This window comes from Streptomyces sp. HUAS TT7 (assembly GCF_051550175.1).
In the GTDB taxonomy this organism is placed as follows: domain Bacteria; phylum Actinomycetota; class Actinomycetes; order Streptomycetales; family Streptomycetaceae; genus Streptomyces.
In genome coordinates, this window is record NZ_CP196175.1 from 3,638,422 (window position 1) to 3,658,468 (window position 20,047).

The 20,047-nt window shown below is 70.7% G+C and carries 18 protein-coding genes; 12 read left to right on the forward strand and 6 right to left on the reverse strand.

Annotation, left to right across the window (positions count from 1 at the left end; translation table 11 throughout):
• Nucleotides 1-181 precede the first annotated feature (181 nt).
• From ACSHXC_RS16325 to ACSHXC_RS16340, 4 genes are all read left to right on the forward strand, one after another.
• Complete coding sequence (locus tag ACSHXC_RS16325; RefSeq protein WP_053724079.1) at nucleotides 182-841, forward strand: response regulator transcription factor; 660 nt, start codon at nucleotides 182-184, stop codon at nucleotides 839-841.
• A gap of 317 nt (nucleotides 842-1,158) precedes the next feature.
• Entirely contained in the window at nucleotides 1,159-3,096 is a 1,938-nt protein-coding gene (locus ACSHXC_RS16330; RefSeq protein WP_438292298.1) for a 2-oxoacid:acceptor oxidoreductase subunit alpha, read from the forward strand.
• Nucleotides 3,089-4,147 (forward strand): 2-oxoacid:ferredoxin oxidoreductase subunit beta, encoded by a 1,059-nt coding sequence (locus ACSHXC_RS16335; RefSeq protein WP_438292299.1) that lies wholly within the window; start codon nucleotides 3,089-3,091, stop codon nucleotides 4,145-4,147. The genes ACSHXC_RS16330 and ACSHXC_RS16335 overlap by 8 nt, the downstream gene beginning before the upstream one ends.
• Before the next feature lie 76 nt (nucleotides 4,148-4,223).
• Nucleotides 4,224-6,173 carry an APC family permease gene (locus tag ACSHXC_RS16340; protein ID WP_438292300.1) on the forward strand — a complete coding sequence of 650 codons (1,950 nt, stop codon included), beginning with the start codon at nucleotides 4,224-4,226 and terminating at the stop codon, nucleotides 6,171-6,173.
• A gap of 1 nt (nucleotide 6,174) precedes the next feature.
• Here the strand turns inward: ACSHXC_RS16340 and ACSHXC_RS16345 are convergent, their stop codons facing one another.
• Nucleotides 6,175-6,573 carry a winged helix-turn-helix transcriptional regulator gene (locus ACSHXC_RS16345; protein WP_438292301.1) on the reverse strand — a complete coding sequence of 133 codons (399 nt, stop codon included), beginning with the start codon at nucleotides 6,571-6,573 and terminating at the stop codon, nucleotides 6,175-6,177.
• Between the two features lie 109 nt (nucleotides 6,574-6,682).
• Here ACSHXC_RS16345 and ACSHXC_RS16350 point away from each other — a divergent pair, with 109 nt between their 5' ends.
• Together ACSHXC_RS16350 and rarD are read left to right on the forward strand one after the other, a co-directional pair.
• Nucleotides 6,683-7,540, forward strand: a complete 858-nt coding sequence (locus ACSHXC_RS16350) for an NAD(P)H-binding protein (RefSeq protein WP_438292302.1) — start codon at nucleotides 6,683-6,685, stop codon at nucleotides 7,538-7,540.
• Nucleotides 7,541-7,656: 116 nt separating this feature from the next.
• On the forward strand, nucleotides 7,657-8,658 hold the full coding sequence (gene rarD / locus ACSHXC_RS16355; RefSeq protein WP_438292304.1) for an EamA family transporter RarD: 1,002 nt from the start codon (nucleotides 7,657-7,659) through the stop codon (nucleotides 8,656-8,658).
• Here the strand turns inward: rarD and ACSHXC_RS16360 are convergent.
• The gene (locus ACSHXC_RS16360; protein ID WP_438292305.1) at nucleotides 8,655-9,662 is read right to left on the reverse strand and encodes a helix-turn-helix domain-containing protein; all 1,008 of its coding nucleotides are present in this window, start codon (nucleotides 9,660-9,662) and stop codon (nucleotides 8,655-8,657) included. The two genes, rarD and ACSHXC_RS16360, sit on opposite strands and share 4 nt — an antisense overlap.
• 66 nt (nucleotides 9,663-9,728) lie before the next feature.
• Here ACSHXC_RS16360 and ACSHXC_RS16365 point away from each other — a divergent pair, with 66 nt between their 5' ends.
• From ACSHXC_RS16365 to ACSHXC_RS16385, 5 genes are all read left to right on the forward strand, one after another.
• On the forward strand, nucleotides 9,729-10,121 hold the full coding sequence (locus ACSHXC_RS16365; protein WP_438296618.1) for a cupin domain-containing protein: 393 nt from the start codon (nucleotides 9,729-9,731) through the stop codon (nucleotides 10,119-10,121).
• An 847-nt stretch (nucleotides 10,122-10,968) separates the two neighbouring features.
• Nucleotides 10,969-12,600, forward strand: coding sequence for a ribosomal protection-like ABC-F family protein (gene abc-f / locus ACSHXC_RS16370; RefSeq protein WP_438292306.1), 1,632 nt, complete (start codon nucleotides 10,969-10,971; stop codon nucleotides 12,598-12,600).
• A gap of 70 nt (nucleotides 12,601-12,670) precedes the next feature.
• Nucleotides 12,671-13,120: a VOC family protein gene (locus ACSHXC_RS16375; protein WP_438292307.1), complete on the forward strand. Its 450-nt coding sequence runs from the start codon at nucleotides 12,671-12,673 to the stop codon at nucleotides 13,118-13,120.
• A 240-nt stretch (nucleotides 13,121-13,360) separates the two neighbouring features.
• Nucleotides 13,361-14,344: a M28 family metallopeptidase gene (locus ACSHXC_RS16380; RefSeq protein ID WP_438292308.1), complete on the forward strand. Its 984-nt coding sequence runs from the start codon at nucleotides 13,361-13,363 to the stop codon at nucleotides 14,342-14,344.
• Nucleotides 14,345-14,497: 153 nt separating this feature from the next.
• Nucleotides 14,498-15,073: a flavodoxin family protein gene (locus tag ACSHXC_RS16385; protein WP_438292309.1), complete on the forward strand. Its 576-nt coding sequence runs from the start codon at nucleotides 14,498-14,500 to the stop codon at nucleotides 15,071-15,073.
• Here ACSHXC_RS16385 and ACSHXC_RS16390 read toward each other — a convergent pair.
• From ACSHXC_RS16390 to ACSHXC_RS16405, 4 genes are all read right to left on the reverse strand, one after another.
• Nucleotides 15,039-15,644, reverse strand: coding sequence for a TetR/AcrR family transcriptional regulator (locus ACSHXC_RS16390; RefSeq protein ID WP_438292310.1), 606 nt, complete (start codon nucleotides 15,642-15,644; stop codon nucleotides 15,039-15,041). The two genes, ACSHXC_RS16385 and ACSHXC_RS16390, sit on opposite strands and share 35 nt — an antisense overlap.
• 197 nt (nucleotides 15,645-15,841) lie before the next feature.
• Nucleotides 15,842-16,750 (reverse strand): ABC transporter permease, encoded by a 909-nt coding sequence (locus tag ACSHXC_RS16395; RefSeq protein WP_438292311.1) that lies wholly within the window; start codon nucleotides 16,748-16,750, stop codon nucleotides 15,842-15,844.
• On the reverse strand, nucleotides 16,737-17,828 hold the full coding sequence (locus ACSHXC_RS16400; protein WP_438292312.1) for an ABC transporter ATP-binding protein: 1,092 nt from the start codon (nucleotides 17,826-17,828) through the stop codon (nucleotides 16,737-16,739). The genes ACSHXC_RS16395 and ACSHXC_RS16400 overlap by 14 nt, the downstream gene beginning before the upstream one ends.
• A gap of 58 nt (nucleotides 17,829-17,886) precedes the next feature.
• The gene (locus ACSHXC_RS16405) at nucleotides 17,887-19,113 is read right to left on the reverse strand and encodes a LolA family protein (RefSeq protein WP_438292313.1); all 1,227 of its coding nucleotides are present in this window, start codon (nucleotides 19,111-19,113) and stop codon (nucleotides 17,887-17,889) included.
• Nucleotides 19,114-19,462: 349 nt separating this feature from the next.
• Here ACSHXC_RS16405 and ACSHXC_RS16410 point away from each other — a divergent pair, with 349 nt between their 5' ends.
• Entirely contained in the window at nucleotides 19,463-20,026 is a 564-nt protein-coding gene (locus ACSHXC_RS16410) for a hypothetical protein (RefSeq protein ID WP_438292314.1), read from the forward strand.
• Nucleotides 20,027-20,047: the final 21 nt, after the last annotated feature.

Consider the following 20,047-nt stretch of genomic DNA (forward strand, 5'->3'; position numbering starts at 1 on the left):
CCGGCCCTCAAACACAGGGTCGGGGGGTTTTTGCCTGGCGGAGGCCGATTCTTGCCCGGATGCTGGGATGCTGGATGGGCACAACGCCATGGCTTGCACAGAGCTGTGGGGCGCGCGCCCCGGCGGCACGCGCCTGGGGAGCCAACAGAGCCCGGGGGGCTGCAGAGTCGTGGAGGACAGGGTGCGGGTGGTCATCGCCGAGGATTCGGTACTGCTTCGGGAGGGCCTGACCCGCCTGCTGACCGACCGGGGGCATGACGTCGTCGCGGGTGTCGGCGACGGGGATGCGCTGGTCAAGACCGTGGGAGAGTTCGCCGACCAGGGCGCGCTGCCCGATGTCGTCGTAGCGGATGTGCGGATGCCGCCCACCCACACCGACGAGGGCGTGCGCGCGGCGGTGCTGCTGCGCAAGCTGTACCCGGGGATCGGGGTGCTCGTGCTCAGCCAGTACGTCGAGGAGCAGTACGCGACCGAGCTGCTCGCCGGGTCGAGCCGGGGCGTCGGCTATCTGCTGAAGGACCGGGTCGCCGAGGTCAGGGAGTTCGTCGAGGCCGTCGTACGGGTCGCCCAGGGCGGCACCGCGCTCGACCCGGAAGTCGTGGCGCAGCTGCTCGGCCGCAGCCGCAAGCAGGACGTGCTGGCGGGCCTCACCCCGCGCGAGCGGGAGGTCCTAGGACTAATGGCCGAGGGACGGACGAATTCCGCGATCGCCAAGCAGCTGGTCGTGAGCGACGGCGCGGTCGAGAAGCACGTCAGCAACATCTTCCTGAAGCTGGGGCTCTCGCCGAGTGACGGGGATCACCGGCGCGTACTGGCGGTGTTGACCTACATCAATTCATGACGAGCTGCCACCCTGTCGAGGATCGAGCGGGACCCAGCCGACAGGGCCGAAAGTCGGTCACCGGGCCGGATTGAGTCACCGCTCGCGGGGCTCCCGACACGGTGAGACCTAGAACCGAAGAAGGATTGCTGGGCGTCTTAGCAGAAGGGGCCGGGGGGCGAGTAAATCGTGGCAATTCAGGGCAGTAAGGCGTCTCAAAAGAGCGTCCAACATATGAGCGGTCCAGGGAAGGCGACCCTTACCGACGTAGGGTGGGCCTTGGCGCTACCGGTCGGCCGGATGCGCCCGAGCAGCCCGCCCGAGGGAGGTCCAGTTCAGTGACCAGCCAGGTCAGTAGCCCAGCCGAGCAGGCCGACGGAGCCGAAGAGGCCGTCGTCGGGGAGCAGCGCAGGCCCACCGGCGAGAAGGAAATCCGGCGCCTCGACCGCGTGATCATCCGTTTCGCGGGCGACTCGGGCGACGGCATGCAGCTCACCGGGGACCGGTTCACGTCGGAGACGGCTTCGTTCGGCAACGACTTGTCGACGCTGCCGAACTTCCCCGCCGAGATCAGGGCGCCTGCCGGAACGCTGCCGGGTGTGTCGAGCTTCCAGCTGCACTTCGCCGACCACGACATCCTCACCCCGGGCGACGCGCCGAACGTGCTGGTGGCGATGAACCCTGCGGCCCTGAAGGCCAACCTGGCGGACGTGCCGCGCGGCGCCGAGATCATCGTGAACACGGACGAGTTCGCCAAGCGCGCGATGGCCAAGGTCGGCTACGACACCTCTCCTCTGGAGGACGGCTCGCTGTCGGCGTACAACGTGCACCCGGTGCCGCTGACGACGCTGACGATCGAGGCCCTCAAGGACTTCGGTCTCTCCCGCAAGGAGGCGGAGCGCAGCAAGAACATGTTCGCGCTCGGCCTGCTGTCGTGGATGTACCACCGGCCCACCGAGGGCACGGAGAAGTTCCTGCGGACCAAGTTCGCGAAGAAGCCGGCCATCGCCGAGGCGAACGTCGCGGCCTTCCGCGCGGGCTGGAACTTCGGCGAGACCACCGAGGACTTCGCGGTCTCCTACGAGGTCGCGCCGGCCACCAAGGCCTTCCCGGCCGGTACGTACCGCAACATCTCGGGGAACCTGGCGCTGTCCTACGGGCTGATCGCCGCGTCCCGCCAGGCGGACCTGCCGCTCTACCTGGGCTCGTACCCGATCACGCCGGCCTCGGACATCCTGCACGAGCTGTCGCGGCACAAGAACTTCGGCGTGCGCACCTTCCAGGCGGAGGACGAGATCGCCGGGATCGGCGCGGCCCTTGGCGCGGCGTTCGGCGGCTCGCTCGCCGTGACGACGACCTCGGGTCCGGGCGTGGCGCTGAAGTCGGAGGCGATCGGTCTGGCGGTGTCGCTGGAGCTGCCGCTCCTGATCGTGGACATCCAGCGCGGCGGCCCCTCCACGGGCCTGCCGACCAAGACCGAGCAGGCCGACCTGCTGCAGGCGATGTACGGCCGCAACGGCGAGGCGCCGGTACCGGTGGTCGCGCCGAGGACCCCGGCGGACTGCTTCGACGCGGCCATGGACGCGGCGCGCATCGCGCTGGCCTACCGCACCCCGGTCTTCCTGCTCTCGGACGGCTATCTGGCCAACGGCTCCGAGCCGTGGCGGGTTCCCGAGATCGACGAACTCCCGGACCTGCGCGTCCAGTTCGCGACGGGGCCCAACCACACGCTGGCCGACGGCACCGAGGTCTTCTGGCCGTACAAGCGCGACCCGCAGACCCTGGCCCGCCCCTGGGCGGTGCCCGGCACGCCGGGTCTTGAGCACCGTATCGGCGGCATCGAGAAGCAGGACGGCACGGGCAACATCTCCTACGACCCGGCCAACCACGACTTCATGGTCCGCATCCGCCAGGCCAAGATCGACGGCATCCAGGTCCCCGACCTGGACGTGGACGACCCGGACGGCGCCCGCACCCTGGTGCTCGGCTGGGGCTCCACCTACGGCCCCATCACCGCCGCCGTACGCAGGCTGCGCGCCCTGGGCGAGCCCATCGCCCAGGCCCACCTGCGCCACATCAACCCGTTCCCGAAGAACCTCGGCGAGGTCCTGAAGAGCTACGACAAGGTCGTCGTGCCGGAGATGAACCTCGGCCAGCTCGCCACCCTGATCCGCGCCAAGTACCTGGTGGACGCCCACTCCTACAACCAGGTCAACGGCATGCCGTTCAAGGCCGAGCAGCTCGCCACCGCTCTCAAGGAGGCCATCCATGCCTAACGCGAACGAGCTCCTGCAGCTGGTCCCCAAGGCCGAGGGCAAGCAGTCCATGAAGGACTTCAAGTCCGACCAGGAAGTGCGCTGGTGCCCGGGCTGCGGCGACTACGCGATCCTGGCCGCCGTGCAGGGCTTCATGCCCGAGCTCGGCCTGGCCAAGGAGAACATCGTCTTCGTCTCCGGCATCGGCTGCTCCTCCCGCTTCCCGTACTACATGAACACCTACGGGATGCACTCCATCCACGGCCGCGCCCCGGCGATCGCCACCGGACTCGCCTCCTCGCGGCGGGACTTGAGCGTGTGGGTGGTCACCGGTGACGGCGACGCCCTGTCCATCGGCGGCAACCACCTCATCCACGCGCTGCGCCGCAACGTCAACCTCAAGATCCTTCTGTTCAACAACCGGATCTACGGTCTGACCAAGGGCCAGTACTCCCCCACCAGCGAGCTCGGCAAGATCACCAAGTCGACGCCGATGGGCTCCCTGGACGCCCCGTTCAACCCGGTCTCCCTCGCGATCGGCGCCGAGGCCTCGTTCGTGGCCCGTACCGTCGACTCCGACCGCAAGCACCTCACCGAGGTCCTGCGCCAGGCGGCCGAGCACCCGGGCACCGCGCTGGTGGAGATCTACCAGAACTGCAACATCTTCAACGACGGCGCGTTCGAGGTCCTCAAAGACAAGGACCAGGCCGAAGAGGCCGTCATCCGCCTCGAACACGGCGCTCCGATCCGCTTCGGCGCCGACCGGTCCAAGGGCGTCGTCCGCGACCCGGCGACCGGCGACCTCAAGGTCGTCCCGGTCACCCCGGACAACGAGGCCGACATCCTGGTCCACGACGCGCACAGCTCCTCGCCGACCACGGCGTTCGCCCTGTCGCGCCTCGCCGACCCGGACACCCTGCACCACACCCCCATCGGTGTGTTCCGCTCCGTCGACCGCCCGGTCTACGACACCCTGATGTCCGACCAGCTCGACACCGCCATCGAACAGAACGGCAAGGGCGACCTGGCCACCCTGCTCGCAGGCAAGGACACCTGGACCGTCGTCGGCTGAACCAGCGGCATGAGAACGGGTGCCCGGCCGGGGAGTCTGCATGGACCCCGGGCCGGGCACCCGTTCTCATAGGGGGATGGACCGTCTCGCGTACCGCGTCAAGCGACGCCTGCTCGGCAAGCCCCTCACCACCGAGCGGGTCAGCGAGGAGAAGCTGAACAACCGCACGGCGCTCGGCGTGCTCGCCTCGGACTGCATCAGCTCGTCCGCGTACGGCTCCGAGGAGATGCTCCGGGTCCTGGTCCCGGTGGCGGGGGCCGCCGCGTTCTCCCTGCTCATGCCGGTGACCGGCGCGATCCTGCTGGTCCTGCTCCTGCTGACGCTCTGCTACAGCGACGTCGTCATGATCTACACCCGGGCCGGCGGCTCCTACGTCGTGGCCCGCGAGAACTTCGGCCCGACGATCGCGCAGATCGCCGCGGTCGCGCTGCTCGTCGACTACATCGTGACCGTCGCCGTCCAGGTCTCGGCCGGCACCAACGCGATCGTCTCCCTCGCACACCTCGCCGGCGGCGGCCCGACGGCCATGGACCACCTCCAACTCCCCATCTCCGCCGGGGTGATCCTCTTCCTCGCGTACGGAAATCTGCGCGGGGTGCGCGAGGCGGGGCGGCTCTTCGCGCTGCCCGCGTATCTGTTCATGGCGGCCGTCGCTCTGGTGCTCGCGGTCTCCGCCGTACGCGGCCTGACCGGCGGGCTGCCCCGGGCCGATCTGCACGCGGCGGGCGTGATCCCGGTCGGCACCCCGGGGAACGGCTGGCTGTACGGGGCCTCGCTGTTCATCGTGCTGCGCGCGTTCGCCAACGGCGGCTCCTCGCTGACCGGCCTGGAGGCGATCTCCAACGGCATCTCGGCGTTCCGCGAACCGCAGGGCCGCAACGCGCGGCGCACCCTCATCACGATGAGCTGCGTCCTGGGCATCCTGGTCCTCGGCGTCTCGACGCTCGCCCACTTCACGCACGCGGTCCCGTACCGCGACGGCACCCCGACCGTGATCGCGCAGGAGGCCCATTTCGCCTTCGGCGGCTCGGTGTTGGGGACGGCGGGCCTGGTGTTCGTCCAGCTGGCGACGGCACTGGTCCTCTACACGGGCGCCAACACCCCCTTCACGGGCTTCCCGTTCCTGGCCAGCTTCGTGGCCGAAGACCGGTTCCTGCCACGGCAGTTGACCCGCCGGGGCCATCGCCTTGCCTTCTCCAACGGGATCATCGCGCTCACCGTCGTGGCGATGGCCCTGCTGCTTGTGACGCGCGCGAGCGTGGACAAGCTGGTGGCGCTGTACGCGATCGGGGTGTTCACGGCCTTCACGATGGCCGGGGCCGGGCTCACCGCGTACCACTGGCGACGCCGCGAGCGGCACCGGCGACTGAAGATCGGCATCAACGCCCTTGCGGCCGTGGTCTCGGCGGCGGTCGTCCTGATCTTCGCCGTCACCAAGTTCACCGAGGGCGCCTGGCTGGTGGTCGTGGTGTTCCCGCTCGGGGTGTGGGCGCTGACCCGGATCAACCGCGAGTACCGGCGCGAGGCCGAGGTGCTCACCACCATCCAGGCGCCCGGCGCCGACCGGCCGCACGCCAGGCGGCACTTGGTGTTCGTCCTGGTCGAGACGCTGGACCTGGCGACCATCAAGGCCCTGCGGTACGCGCACGAGGTGCGGCCCGACGAGATCAGGGCCATCCACTTCGCGATCGACGAGGCGCACGCGCGCAGGCTCGCGGCGTCCTGGGAGGCGACGGCCGCGACCTCGGTGCCGCTGGAGCTGGTCGAGTGCCCCGACCGGCGGCTGCGGCACGCCATGGTGGAACTGGCCGGCCGCACCACCCAGGACGGCGCGACCTCGCTGACCGTCCTTGTCCCCCGGCGCCTCTACACCAACGCGCTGGGCAAGCTGCTGCACCGGGGCACGGCCGAGGAGATGGCGAAGGCCCTGGAACATCTGCCGTCGGTGGCGGTGACGATCCTGCCCTTCGACGTGTCGCGCGCCCTGCGCTCCCTGGCGGCGGGCCGCGAGCCTCAACCCGACTGATCTACAAGGAAGTTGACTCGCGCGCCGCGTCATAGGCGGCCCGCGCCCGCTCCACGTCGCCCATCCGTACGTCGGTCCAGCGGGCCAGCGCCCGCACCTGCTCGGCGGCCTCGCGGCCGAGCGGAGTGATCGAGTAGTCGACGCGGGGCGGGATCACCGGCTTGGCGTCCCGGTGCACGAACCCGTCGCGCTCCAGCGTCTGCAGGGTCTGGGCGAGCATCTTCTCGCTGACCTTGTTCACCCTGCCGATCTCGCGCCGCAGCTCACTGAAGCGGTACGAGCGGTCGAGCAGCGCGTCCAGGACGAGGACGCCCCACCGGCTGGTGACGTGTTCCAGGACGAGCCGGTGCGGACACATGGCCTCACGCTCGGCCCGGGCCTCCCTCTCACTTACTCCCATACCAGTACCTTACTTCAAAGTGGGTACTTACGGAAGGTTAGCGCAATCCGTAGGGTGGAGACCGAAGCAAGGACATACCCCCTCACCTCCCTCTTTTAGGAGCTTTCCCATGAGCATCGTCGTCACTGGAGCCACCGGAGCACTGGGCCGCCTCGTCGTCGACGAGCTGCTCGCGCGGGTCCCGGCGAGCGGGATCGCCGCCGTCGTACGCAACAAGGAGAAGGCCGCCGACCTGGTGGCGCGGGGCGTGGAGCTGCGCATGGCCGACTACAGCGAGCCCGCCACCCTGGCCGGAGCCTTCCGGGCCGGCGACCGGGTGCTGCTCATCTCGGGCAGCGAGGTCGGCCGGCGGGTGCCGCAGCACGCCGCGGTGATCGAGGCCGCCAAGGCCGCGGGCGTGGCCCAGCTCGCCTACACCGGCATCCTCGGCGGCCCCGACGCCGACTTCGCGCTCGCCGACGAGCACAAGACCACCGAGCAGCTGATCCTCGACTCGGGGCTGCCGTACACGTTCCTGCGCAACGGCTGGTACACCGAGAACTACACGGCCAACCTCGCCCCGGTCCTGGAGCACGGCGCGGTGGTCTCCAACGCGGGCGAGGGCCGCATCGCCTCGGCGGCCCGCGCGGACTACGCGGCGGCCGCGGCCGCGGTGCTGACCGGCGAGGGCCACCTGGGCAAGGCGTACGAGCTGAGCGGCGACGTGGCGTGGTCGCTGGCCGAGTACGCGGCCGAGGTCGCGGCCGCCTCCGGCAAGCCGGTCGCGTACACCTCCGTCACCCCCGAGGCCCACCTCGCCGTCCTGACCGGCGCGGGCGTGCCGGCCGGCTTCGCGGAGATCCTGGTCGACGTCGACCGCGCCATCGAGCGGGGCCGCCTGGCGGGCACCTCGGGCGACCTGACCCGCCTGATCGGCCGCCCGACGACGCCGCTGGCGGTCACGGTCCGCGAAGCCGTCACCGCGTAACAAGGAACGTCAGGACCGTATCGCGGAACGGACATGACACCACGGCTCCTTCGGCGCTACCTTCTGCCTTCGGTGGGATCTCCTTCTGTGGGATCGAGCGCGCGCAGGGAGGGCCAGTGGCCAAGGAGTCGGCGGGACAACAGCGGACCGGACTGCTCTACGGGATCGGCGCGTACGGAATGTGGGGGCTCGTCCCCCTGTTCTGGCCGCTCCTCAAGCCCGCCGACGCCATCGAGATCCTGGCCCACCGCATGGTGTGGTCCCTGGCGCTCGTCGTCGTGGTGCTGCTCGTGATGCGGCGCTGGGCGTGGATCGGCGAGCTGGTGCGCCAGCCGCGCAGGCTCGGCCTGATAGCCGTGGCCGCCGTCGTGATCACGGTCAACTGGGGCGTCTACATCTGGTCGGTCAACTCCGGCCACGTGGTGGAGGCGTCGCTCGGCTACTTCATCAACCCGCTCGTCACCATCGCGATGGGCGTGCTGATCCTGAAGGAGCGGCTGCGGCGGGCCCAGTGGATCGCGGTCGGGATCGGGGCCGGGGCCGTGGCCGTCCTGACGGTGGGCTACGGGCGGCCGCCGTGGATCTCGCTGACGCTGGCGTTCACGTTCGCGACGTACGGCCTGGTCAAGAAGAAGGTGAACCTCGGCGGCCTGGAATCGCTGGCCGCCGAGACCGCCGTGCAGTTCCTGCCCGCGCTCGCCTACCTGCTGTGGCTGGGCGGCCAGGGCCGGGCCACGTTCGGGACCGAGGGAGTCGGTCATGCGGCGCTGCTCGCCGCGACGGGGGTGGTGACCGCCCTCCCGCTGATCTGCTTCGGCGGCGCGGCGATCCGGGTGCCGCTGTCGACCCTCGGCCTCCTCCAGTACCTGGCCCCGGTCTTCCAGTTCCTGCTCGGCATCGTGTACTTCCACGAGGCGATGCCGCCGGAGCGCTGGGCGGGCTTCGCACTGGTGTGGCTGGCTCTGACGATCCTGACGTGGGACGCCCTGCGCGCGGCCCGCGCCACCCGCAAGGCGCTGGCCTCGGCGATCGCGAGTGTGCCGGGGACGCCGAGGGCGCACGGGCTGATCCCGCCGGCCCAGCGGGAGCCGAGGACGCCGGAGGCGCAGGGGTCTTAGGGGGTTGGGCCCTGGACGCCGAACCGGCGCCGGTACGCGGAGGGGCTGAGCCCCGTCTCGCGGCGGAGCCGGGCGCGGAGGTTGGCGGTCGTGCCGAGCCCGCTGAGCCGGGCCACCCGGTCGAGACCGGGCTCACCGCGTTCGATGAGGCGGCAGGCGAGGGCCACCCGTTCCGAGGTGAGCCAGGCCAGCGGTGTGGTGCCGAGCTGCTCCTGGAACCTGCGGTGCAGGGTGGCCGGGCTGACCGAGGCGCGGTGCGCGAGATCGGCGACGCCGAGCGGCTGATCGAGGCGTTCCTGCGCCCAGGCGAGCACGCCGCCCAGCGAGGTGCCGGGCACGGCGGGGACGGGCCGCTCCACGAACTGGCGCTGCCCGCCGTCCCGGTGGGCCGCGAAGACGAGCCGCCGGCTCACGGCGTTGGCGATCTCGGCGCCGTGATCGGCTCGGATGAGCTGCAGCCCGAGATCGAGCGAGGCCGCGCTGCCGGCGGCGGTGTGAATGTCCCCGTCGTGCACGAACAGCACATCGGGCTGCAGCCGAACGTCGGGGTAGCGCTCGGCGAAGTCCCCTGCCCAGCGCCAGTGGGTGGTGGCCCGGCGCCCGTCGAGCACCCCGGCGGCGGCCAGGGTGAAGGCGCCCGTACAGAAACTGACCAGTCGCGCACCCCGGTCTGCCGCACTCCGCACGGCGTCGAGGACGGCCGGGGTGGGGGTGGTCAGCGGGTCGGGCCGGTTGGGCACGATGAGGGTGTCGGCGGAGTCGGCCGCGCGGAGGTCGGCGATCCCGGACAGCGTGAACAGGCCGTTGTGCATCCGTACGGTGGGCGAGGCCGCGGCGAGTGTGAAGTCGTACCAGCCGTGGGCGGGCAGGCCGAGCTCGGGCCGCCGCAGCCCGAACAGCTCGGTGGCAACGCCGAGTTCGAAGGGGTTGGACCCTTCGTCGACGATCACGACGACACGGTGCGGGGAGCCTTCGGCGGGGTGCTGCGAGGATCGTTGCGGCATGCGCGATTCCTAGCACTCGCGGGGCGAAGGCGCCACGGCGACGATGAGGGCATGACTGATCAAGGCATGACTGTCGAGCCTGTTGTTCTTTCGGCCGCGTTCTCTGCGTTCGAGGCGCTGTGGAGCCCTCGGATCGTCGCCCGGGTGAACGACTACGACGTCCGCGTCGCGAAGGTGGCGGGCGAGCATGTGTGGCATGCGCACGATGACACGGACGAGTTTTTCCTGGTGGTGGAGGGCGAGCTGACGATCGCGCTGCGGGACGGGGGTGAGGAGCGGGAGGTGGTGCTGCCGCAGGGGGCGGTGTTCGTGGTGCCCCGCGGCACGGAGCACAAGCCGTCGTCGGAGGCGGGGGCGTCGATTCTGCTCTTCGAGCCGACGGGGACGCTGACGGTGGGCGACCGTCATGACGAGATCCCGCCCCACGTGGACGCAACGGTGGGCCACCCCCTCCCGTAACCCCTGCCCCCTCGGGGCTCCGCCCCGAGCCCCGCCTCCTCAAACGCCGGAGAGGTTGGGTTGGTTGGCCTGATGGGGCCCCTTCGCGGACGGCATGGTGGGTGGACCGCGGGCGGCCGGTGGCCGGTCGCGCAGTTCCCCGCGCCCCTGGCGGTACGTGTGCGGGCATACCCGCCGGGCGGGAGGTCCCCGACACCTCCATCGACTGCGGACCATGCGTGGCTGATTACGCTCACGCGGCGGAGCCGCACCATGTCACAGCCCCGCGCCCTTGGCAGGGGATGGTGCAGGTATCCCCACTCGTCCCACGCTTGGCGGCCGCCTGCGCAGGCGGCCCCAGCTGCCAGGCGATCGTGGACGTCAGCCCCACTCCAGCCTGTTGTGGGGGTCCCCCTGGCCCTTGAGGCCTTGGGGGAGATTGAGGACGAGCGCCCTTGAGGCGCGAAAGGGGTCCGGGGCGGAGCCCCGAAAAGGGGTGCAGGGGGCGGAGCCCCCGCAAGGGGGGGGCTGGCGCAGCCCCAGAAGCCGGGCCGTCCGACCCCCTCCACGGGCGGGTGGGTGGGCAAACTCCCCGGGGGCTGGGGCGGAGCCCCAGAAGCCCGGGCCATCCAACCCCCGTCACGGGCGGGTGGGTGGGTGGGAGAACGCCCCCTGCGCGCCCCCAGAAAATCAGGGGACCCAGCGGACCACCCCCGCTACGGTGAACCCCATGTACTCGTACTACTTCTTCCGCTGACCCGCACCGCGCCCAAGCGGCCCGCAGGGGTGCAAAGAAAAGCCCCGCCGCGCCGCGACCCCGCGCTGCCCTCCGCCAGGAAGAAGCCCCGAGTACCCCCAGGGAACAACCATGCGCACCCGCGCCCGAAACAACCCCTCCCAGCTCACCCTCACCGCCGTCTCCAAGGCATACGGAGACCGCCCAGTGCTGGAAGACATCTCGCTCACCATCCGCCCCGGCGAGAAAACCGCCGTCATCGGCGAGAACGGCTCCGGCAAGTCGACCCTGCTGCGGCTGCTCGCCGGAGCCGAGCGACCGGACTCCGGCGAGGTCACCGCCGTCTTCCCCGGCGGCACGGCCCACCTCGCCCAGACCCTGGACCTCGCCCCGGACCGCACCGTCCAGGACGCCGTCGACCTCGCGCTGAAAGAACTGCGTACCCTCGAAGCAGCCATCAGGGCGGCCGAGTCCACCCTGACCGACGCGACGGACGCCGAACTCGCCGCCTACGGCGACCTGTTGACCGCGTACGAAGAACGCGACGGCTACCGCGCGGAAGCCCGTACCGACGCCGCCCTGCACGCCCTCGGCCTCGCCCACGTGACCCGCGACCGCGCACTCGGCTCGCTCTCCGGCGGGGAGCAGTCCCGCCTGGCGCTGGCCTGCGTCCTGGCCGCCGCCCCCGAACTGCTGCTGCTCGACGAGCCGACGAACCACCTGGACCGCCAGGCCACCGACTGGCTCGCGGAGCAACTCCGCGCCCACCGGGGCACCTTGGTGGTCGTCACCCACGACCGCGCCTTCCTCGAACGCGTCTCGACGACGATCCTGGAGGTGGACCGGGACCTGCGTACGGTCGTCCGGTACGGCGACGGCTGGGCCGGATACCGTACGGCCCGGGCCGCCGCGCGGCGCCGCCGGGAGCTGGCGCACCAGGAGTGGCGCGAGGAACTGGCCCGTACCCGGGAGCTGGTCGACGCCGCCGGGCAGCGGCTCGCCGCCAGCGGCAAGGACCCCCGCCAAGGCTTCGGCAAGCACCGCCGTTCCTCGGAGGCCAAGCTGTCCGCGCAGGTCAGGTCGGCCAGGACGCGCCTGGACCAGTTGGAGCGCGAGCCGGTCGCGACCCCGCCGCCGCCCCTGCGTTTCAACGCCCGTCTCACCACGGCGGCGGCCACCCCCGACGGCCCGCTCGTCGAGCTGACCGGGGTGAAGGTCGGCCGCCGCCTCGACGTACCCGGCCTGACCGTCAAACCCGGCCGCCGCCTCCTCGTCTCCGGACCCAACGGCGCGGGCAAGACCACCCTGCTCCGCATCCTCGCCGGTGACCTCGTCCCCGAGGAGGGCGAGGTGCGCCGGACGAGCCGTCATATCGGTTATCTGGCACAGGAGTTGAGCAATGCCCCGACCCGCCTGCCCCTCCTCGGTGCTTACGCCTCAGGGCGGCCCGGTCTCCCCGAGGAGTACGCCGACGAGCTCCTCGCGCTCGGCCTGTTCCGGGAGGAGGACCTGGCCGTGCCGGTCGCCGCGCTCTCCGTCGGGCAGCGGCGCCGGCTCGAACTGGCCCGCCTGGTGACCCGCCCCGCCGACCTCCTCGTACTGGACGAGCCGACGAACCACGTGTCGCTCGCGCTGGTCGAGGAGGTGGAGCAGGCCCTCGCCGACTACTCGGGCGCGATCGTCGTGGTCTCGCACGACCGCCGCTTCCGGTCCTCCTTCATGGGAGACGAGTTGGAGCTCCGCGCCGGAGCGGCAGTGAGCTGACCCGGATCCCGCCCGGCCACGGCGCCCGCACATCGGGACGGGACGCCGCGGCCCGGCTATAAACGAACACATGACCCTGCACTGGAAACTCGTCGTCGACGCCGCCGACCCGCACGCCCAGGCCGACTTCTGGGCCGCCGCGCTCGGCTACACGGTCGAGGACAACAGCGTGCTGATCAACCGGCTGCGCTCGGCCGGCGCGATCGGCCCCGAGATCATCCTGGAACACGGCGGCCGGATCGCCTTTCGCGATCTGGTCGCCGTCCGGCACCCGGACGATTCCTACGACCCCGAGAGCGGCACGGGGCTCGGCCGACGCATCCTGTTCCAGCGCGTGCCCGAGCCGAAGACGGTGAAGAACCGGCTGCACATCGACGTCCACTCGGCTCCCGGCACCCGGGAGGCCGAGGTCGGCCGCCTGACCGGGCTCGGTGCGAGCGTGCTGCGCCAAGTGAAGGAAGCCGGAGGGGAGTTCATGGTGATGACGGACCCCGAGGGCAATGAATTCTGCGTCCACTAGGACCTGCCGGAGCCACCAGGACTCAGCTTCCAACCTCCGTCCCCAACTGCCCTCCATTTGACGCTGGTTGGATCCAAGGTGGGCCCAAGTGGGGCCTCTTCGACCCCCTTCGACCCCCTCCGTGTCCGGAATTCGAACACCCCTGGCCGATTTACGTTCTTGACGCCTCCTGTACCCCTCCTTGACCATCGGGCTCACGTTTCCGTCCCATCCCCCCACACACGGAACACGGAGCCCCCCATGCACAGCTCCCACTCCCGGCGCACCCCGGTCGCGGGCGCGGCGCTCGCCACCGCCGCCCTCGCCGTCGGTCTGCTCGCGCCGACCGTCCACGCGGCCCCGGCCGCACCGGCAGCCCCCGCACCCACTGCGGTCTCGGCGCCCGACATACCCGTTGCCAACGTCAAGGCGCACCTCGCCCAGCTCCAGCAGATAGCCAACGCCAACGGCGGCAACCGCGCCCACGGCCACTCCGGCTACAAGGCCTCGCTCGACTACGTGAAGGGCAAGCTGGACGCGGCCGGATTCACCACCTCCGTCCAGCAGTTCAGCTCCTCCGGCGCCACCGGCTACAACCTGATCGCCGACTGGCCGGGCGGCGACACCTCCCGGACCGTCATGGCGGGCGCACACCTCGACTCGGTCACCGAGGGCCCCGGCATCAACGACAACGGATCCGGTTCGGCCGGCATCCTGGAGACCGCGCTGGCTGTCTCCAGGGCCCAGCTCAAGCCCGACAAGCACCTGCGGTTCGCCTGGTGGGGCGCCGAGGAGCTGGGCATGGCCGGGTCCCGGAGCTACGTCAACTCGCTTGCCACCGGTGACCGTTCGAAGATCTCCGGGTATCTGAACTTCGACATGATCGGCTCGCCGAACCCGGGCTACTTCGTCTACGACGACGATCCCGCCCTGGAGAAGGTCTTCAAGGACTACTTCGCCACCCTCTCCATACCGACCGAGATCGAGACGGAGGGCGACGGCCGCTCCGACCACGCCCCGTTCAAGAACGCGGGCATCCCCGTGGGCGGCCTCTTCTCGGGCGCCGACTACACCAAGACGGCGGCCCAGGCCCAGAAGTGGGGCGGCTCGGCGGGCAAGGAGTTCGACGCCTGCTACCACGCCTCCTGCGACACGAGCACCAACATCGACGACACCGCGCTGGACCACAACAGCGACGCGATCGCGTACGCGCTCTGGCAACTGGCCGGGCCCTCGTCGTCGTGACGTACACCGTGGCCGCCTCCGCCGGGGCGGCGAACGACGGCCGGAAGCCCACCTCCTGAGTTCGCCAACTCGTCCCGTACCGGGCCCCACAAGATGCATGCGTGTGCATAGAATGCACACGCATGCTTTCTTGGGTTACGTACGGAGGGGACCATGGCCCGCGACTTCCTTTTCCTGCTCGGCAGCACCCGCAGCGGCGGCAACACCGAGGCGCTCGCCCGGCAGGCCGCCGAGCAGCTCCCGGCGGGCGACACCGCCCGCTGGCTGAGCCTCGCCGAGCTCCAACTCCCCGAGTTCCGCGACCTGCGCCACACCGAGAACCGCGTCCGGGCCGCCCCCACCGGGGACGCGGCGACGCTCCTGGAGGCGACGCTGGCCGCCACCGACCTGGTGATCGCCTCGCCGCTGTACTGGTACAGCGTCTCCACCCCGGTCAAGCACTACCTCGACCACTGGGAGGCCTGGCTGGAGACCCCCGGACTCGGCTTCAAGCAGCACATGACGGGCCGCACCCTGTGGGGCGTGACCGCGCTCGCCGACAGCGATCACTCGGCGGCGGACCCGCTGGTGGGGACCCTGCGGAACTCGGCCGCGTACATGAGGATGAACTGGGGCGGAGTGCTGCTCGGCTCCGGCATACGGCCCGGTGACATCGAGGGCGACGCGGACGCAGTGGCCCGTGCCAAGACCTTCTTCAGCTCGGCGCCGGAGTCCGCAGCGCGCGCATGACATGGGCCACGAGGGTCTCGATCCGCTGCTCGTCGAGCAGCGTCCGCCCCAGCGCGTGGCGGTAGTAGAGCGGCCCGTAGAGCATCTCCACGGCCAGCGGAAGATCGGCGTCCGGGGGCAGTTGGCCCTGCTCCTGGGCGCCCCGCATGCGCTGATAGACCAGCGCGACGCGCGGGATGACGAGCTCGTCGTTGACCGCCCTGGCGAGCCGCTCGTCGTGCAGCAGCTCGGCGAGAATGCCGGTGTACGCGGGCCCCACCACCGGCGAGGTGAACAGCCGCACCAGGCTTGCGATGTGCGTGCGCAGATCGGCTGCGATGTCACCGGTGTCGGGCAGCGGTGAAGCGCTGGCCACCAGCTCGGTCACCGCGTCGAGCAGGATCGCGCCCTTCGTCGACCACCAGCGGTAGATCGTCTTCTTGCTGACCCCCGCCCGGGCCGCGATGGCCTCAATGGTGACCTTTCCGTATCCGTTCTCCGCACACAGTTCGAGCGCGGCCGACAGCGTCGCGCTGCGCGATTTCTCGCTGCGGCGCCTGGGGCTCGGGTCGGAAACGGACGGGGTGATCATGCCCTCACTCTACGAGCACGCCCCGAACCGGATTGACAGTCGGGCGTACGACTCCAACAATGACGCAGGAAACGGAACGTGTCGTGTCGAGCCGTCACGGGGGTCGGCTCGCACGACCGGTCCGTTCCGGACACTTCACGTCCCGTTCTGGACACTTCGCGTCCCGTTCCGGACGTTCAAGGGCCCCGTTCGGGATGTCACGCCGTGATGTCCTTCGTCGTGAAGCGGGCCCAGGCCGCCGAGCCGAAGACCGCGACGTACAGGGCCTGGAGCTCGAAGTTCTTCACCAGCTGGTCCCAGTAGACGGGCTCGCGCAGGACGTCCGCGAAGGACAGCCAGTAGTGCGGGAAGAGGTACGGCGCGATCGCGTGAAGCTGCGGTATCTGGCCCAGGATCTGGACCGTGATCAGCAGCCCGACGGTCGAAGCCATCGCCGCAATCCCGCTGTTGGTCAGCGTCGAGACGAACAGGCCGAGCGCGGCGATCCCGGACAGCGAGGCCGCCACCACCCCGGCGACCGCGACGGCCCGCAGCATCCCGTCCGCGAAGGAGATCTGCGTGCCGGAGATCGTCGTGACGTCGCCGAGCGGGAAGAGCAGCGCGCCGACCGCGAGCGCGGATGCCGCCACCGCGAGCGTGGCTATCAGGCAGAACGCGAGCACCGAGGCGTACTTGGCAAGAAGCAGCCGCGTGCGGCCCGCCGGGGCGACGAGCAGATAGCGCAGGGTGCCGGAGCTGGCCTCCCCCGCCACCGCGTCGCCCGCCACCACCCCGACCGCCATCGGCAGGAACACCGGCAGGGTGGCCGCGAGGGCCGCGAAGACGAGGAAGAGACCGTTGTTGGTGATCTGCGCGATGAAGGCGGGGCCGTCTCCCCCACCGCCGCCCCGGCCTCCCCCGCCGTCGCCCGTCTGGATCTTCACCGCGATGCCGATCAGGACCGGCACGGCGGCCAGCACCCCGAGCAGGGCAAGCGTGCGCCAGCGGCGCAGCACCGTGACCAGCTCGGAGCGGAACAGACCGAGCGCCCACAGGACGCTCGGCTTCCGCTCGGGACCGGGTGCCGGGTTCTTCCGCGCTACGTCCATGACCTCAGCCCGCGACATCGAAGCCCTCCCCGGTCAGCGCGACGAAGGCGTCCTCAAGAGAGGCCCGCTCGGCCACGAAGCCCCGCACCCGCACCCCGGCCCGCACCAGCTCGGCGTTGAGGTCCGCCAACTCCACGCCGTCGGGCGGCAGTTCCGCCGTCACACGGTCCTCGTCGGCCACCGTCACGTCGGCGATCCCCCGCTCCTTCAGGAGCCGGGCCGCCGCCCCGGTGTCCGGGGTGGTCACCGCGAGCCGGCCGCGCGCGTTCGCGGCGAGCTCGGCCACCTCGCCCTGGACGACGAGCCGGCCCTGGTTCATCACGGCCGCGTGCGAGCAGACCTGCTCGATCTCGTCGAGGAGGTGCGAGGAGAGGAAGACGGTCGTCCCGTCCTCGGCCAACTCCCTGATCAAGGCCCGGATTTCGCGCATGCCCTGCGGGTCGAGGCCATTGGTCGGCTCGTCCAGGACGAGCAGTTCCCGGCGCTGGAGCAGCGCCGCCGCGAGGCCCAGGCGCTGCTTCATGCCCAGCGAGTACGCCCGCGCCTTCTTGCCCGCCGCCGCCGTGAGGCCCACCCGGTCCAGGGCGGCCGTCACCCGGGCGGTGCGGGTGCGCGGGTCGGCGGTGGGGTCGGCGGCGTCGTACCGCAGCAGGTTGTCCCGGCCGGACAGGAAGCCGTACAGGGCGGGGCCCTCGATCAGGGCGCCCACCCTGGGGAGCACGGTGCGGGCGGCTCTCGGCATGGGGCTGCCGAGGACGCACGCGGAGCCGTCGGTCGGCTCTATGAGGCCCATCAGCATGCGGATGGTGGTGGTTTTGCCCGAGCCGTTGGGGCCCAGGAATCCGAAGACGCTGCCGCGGGGGACCGTGAGGTCGAGCTTGTTCACGGCCAGCTGGCCGCCGCGGTACCGCTTGGTCAGGCCTCGCGTCTCGATGACCGCCGAACTGTTCCCCACCCCGCCCCTTCCCGCTGTAACACTCTGCGGCTCCGCCGCGTGGCCTCCGGGGGTGAAATTGCCCTGGGGCTCCGCCCCAGACCCCGTTCGCGCCTCAAGGGCGCTCGTCCTCAAACTCCCCCGATGTGCCCCGAGCGGCATGCATGTGTGTACGGGGTCGGGAAGGGGGCAGCCAGGCGCCCCCTTCCCAACTCCCCTACTACTTGGCCGAGTTGGCCGCGCTCACCAGTGCGTCCTTAGTCACCGCGCCCACGTACACCTTGCCGTTGTCCGTGATCAGGGCGTTCACCAGACGGGTCTTGAAGACCGTGCCCGTGCCGAACTTGCCGGATACCTTGTCGCCGAGGGAGTCCAGGAACTTCTGGGCGTCGCCGCCGCCCTTGGCGCTGTCCGCCCTCGGCATGCCCTTGCCGCCGGTGTCGAGCTCGGCGATGGCGGTCCAGCCCTTGCCGATCACCTTGGTGTTCTTGGCGTTCTTGGCGTCGCCGAAGCTGCCGAGGCCGCCGGGCAGGCTCTGCTCGGGCAGAGACGTCTGCTTCTGCTTGCCGTCGTCCTCGGTGACCTTCGCGCCCTTGGGCGGGCTGAACTTGAAGGTGTCCGCCGACGGCTTCGAGAAGTCGACCTTGGTGAAGCCCGCGTCGACCACGGCCTTGCCGCCCGCGCTCGGCGAGAGCGTGAACTTCAGCGGCACACCCGTCTTGGCGTCCACCGCTATGCGGACCGAGCCGATCGTCGAACCGGACTGCTTCGGCTTGATCAAGAGCTGGTACGCGTCGCGCCCGGCCACCTGGGACGTGCCGTCGACCGACACCTCGGTGGTGGGGTCGACGTTCTTCAGGAACTGGTCGGCCAGCGCCTTCGGCGTGGTCGGCACACCAGCATCCGGAGTCTTCTTGCCGTGCTCCTTGGCCGCGTCCGCCGCGGACTTCTGCGAGTGGAAGACCTGGTTCGAGCCGCTGTCGTACGCCCACACGTCGTTGCCGTTGTGGATCAGGCTGTACTCGGCCGCGTCCTCCAGGATCGACACCTTCTGGCGGTCCGGACCGTCGGCCGCGACGCGCAGGGTGTGCGTGCCCGAGGCGAGCTCGGTGAGCTTCGCGTCCGGGGACGCCGACTTGTCCGAGCCGCCGCCCTTGGGGGCGAACGAGCCGAGGCTGCCGAGGCCGGGCAGGCCCAGGTCGGTCGTGATCTTCATCGTGCCGGAGAGCTGCTGGGTGTCCGACGCGGCCATCTTCTCGATGAGCTGCTGCGCGCTGATCTTCGGCAGACTGGGGTCACCGGAAGCGGCGAGCGCCGGGACCAGTCCGATGGTCGCCGCCGCAACCCCCGCCACCCCGACCGGGACGAGATAGCGCGCCGCCTTCCGGCGGCCCGCGCCGAGGTCCCTGGCCTCGTCGGTGGCCTGTGCGCTGTCGTTCGGTGCCATGTGTGCCCTACCTCCGTGGTCGGCGGCGTCCGTCCGTCGTGCTCAGTTCCACCCCGCGCCGCCATTCTCACCCGAATTGGTCAGGAGTGGTGCTTCCAATCTGACCAAATTGACCGCCCCGGCGCGTCAGCCCCCGGGAGCAACCTCACGTACCTCTCTGGGATGACAGAACCCCGAGCCGGCTGCCCCGTCCAGTAGGGGTCGGCGGCGCGTCCGGCACCCCGGCCGAGTGGCCCGGGTCACAAAACTGTGGCTCGAAGTGAGTGCGGGGCGGGCCGGATCCGTACCTCTGGGTGAGAGCAAGCGGCACCCGTCAAGCCCTGCTGAAGCCCTACCAAGGGGGTTCGCCATGCTCAGGAATCAGCGCATCGCGGTCGGCGCGACGGCCGGGGCCTTCGCCCTCGCGCTCGCCGTCGGCGGATGCGGAAGCAGCAACTCCGGCTCCGGTGGATCCACTTCCACCACCAGCCCCTCCACCGGCAACAGCTCAGGCAGCAGCACGGCCCGGCCCGCCGCCGACACCCTCTCCACCGCCAAGGTCGACAAGGTCGGCACGGTGGTCGTCGACGGCAAGGGGTTCGTGCTCTACCGCTTCGACAAGGACACCGCGAAGCCGACGCCCAGGTCGAACTGCTACGGCACCTGCGCCGCCCAGTGGCCGCCCGCCCCCGCGAACGGCCACGTCACGGTGAAGGGCATCGACAAGTCCCTGGTCGGCACGGTCACCCGCAACGACGGCACCCAGCAGCTCACCCTCGCGGGCTGGCCGCTGTACCGGTACGCCAAGGACGACGAGCCGCACGAGGCCTACGGCCAGGGCGTCGGCGGCATCTGGTTCGCGGCGACGCCGACCGGCGCCAAGGCCATGACGAGCGACACCGGCAGCGGCTCAGGAAGCGGCTCCGGCTACTGACGGCTCGGCTCTGACGGCTCC

What these genes read in the sequence shown, in the direction of transcription:
- ACSHXC_RS16335 (WP_438292299.1), top strand. Translation starts at nt 3,089, where the DNA reads ATGCCTAACGCGAACGAGCTCCTGCAGCTGGTCCCCAAGGCCGAGGGC.
- ACSHXC_RS16340 (WP_438292300.1), top strand. Translation starts at nt 4,224, where the DNA reads ATGGACCGTCTCGCGTACCGCGTCAAGCGACGCCTGCTCGGCAAGCCC.
- ACSHXC_RS16345 (WP_438292301.1), bottom strand. Translation starts at nt 6,573, where the DNA reads ATGGGAGTAAGTGAGAGGGAGGCCCGGGCCGAGCGTGAGGCCATGTGT.
- ACSHXC_RS16350 (WP_438292302.1), top strand. Translation starts at nt 6,683, where the DNA reads ATGAGCATCGTCGTCACTGGAGCCACCGGAGCACTGGGCCGCCTCGTC.
- ACSHXC_RS16360 (WP_438292305.1), bottom strand. Translation starts at nt 9,662, where the DNA reads ATGCCGCAACGATCCTCGCAGCACCCCGCCGAAGGCTCCCCGCACCGT.
- ACSHXC_RS16365 (WP_438296618.1), top strand. Translation starts at nt 9,729, where the DNA reads ATGACTGTCGAGCCTGTTGTTCTTTCGGCCGCGTTCTCTGCGTTCGAG.
- abc-f (WP_438292306.1), top strand. Translation starts at nt 10,969, where the DNA reads ATGCGCACCCGCGCCCGAAACAACCCCTCCCAGCTCACCCTCACCGCC.
- ACSHXC_RS16375 (WP_438292307.1), top strand. Translation starts at nt 12,671, where the DNA reads ATGACCCTGCACTGGAAACTCGTCGTCGACGCCGCCGACCCGCACGCC.
- ACSHXC_RS16380 (WP_438292308.1), top strand. Translation starts at nt 13,361, where the DNA reads ATGCACAGCTCCCACTCCCGGCGCACCCCGGTCGCGGGCGCGGCGCTC.
- ACSHXC_RS16385 (WP_438292309.1), top strand. Translation starts at nt 14,498, where the DNA reads ATGGCCCGCGACTTCCTTTTCCTGCTCGGCAGCACCCGCAGCGGCGGC.
- ACSHXC_RS16390 (WP_438292310.1), bottom strand. Translation starts at nt 15,644, where the DNA reads ATGATCACCCCGTCCGTTTCCGACCCGAGCCCCAGGCGCCGCAGCGAG.
- ACSHXC_RS16395 (WP_438292311.1), bottom strand. Translation starts at nt 16,750, where the DNA reads ATGTCGCGGGCTGAGGTCATGGACGTAGCGCGGAAGAACCCGGCACCC.
- ACSHXC_RS16400 (WP_438292312.1), bottom strand. Translation starts at nt 17,828, where the DNA reads ATGCCGCTCGGGGCACATCGGGGGAGTTTGAGGACGAGCGCCCTTGAG.
- ACSHXC_RS16405 (WP_438292313.1), bottom strand. Translation starts at nt 19,113, where the DNA reads ATGGCACCGAACGACAGCGCACAGGCCACCGACGAGGCCAGGGACCTC.
- ACSHXC_RS16410 (WP_438292314.1), top strand. Translation starts at nt 19,463, where the DNA reads ATGCTCAGGAATCAGCGCATCGCGGTCGGCGCGACGGCCGGGGCCTTC.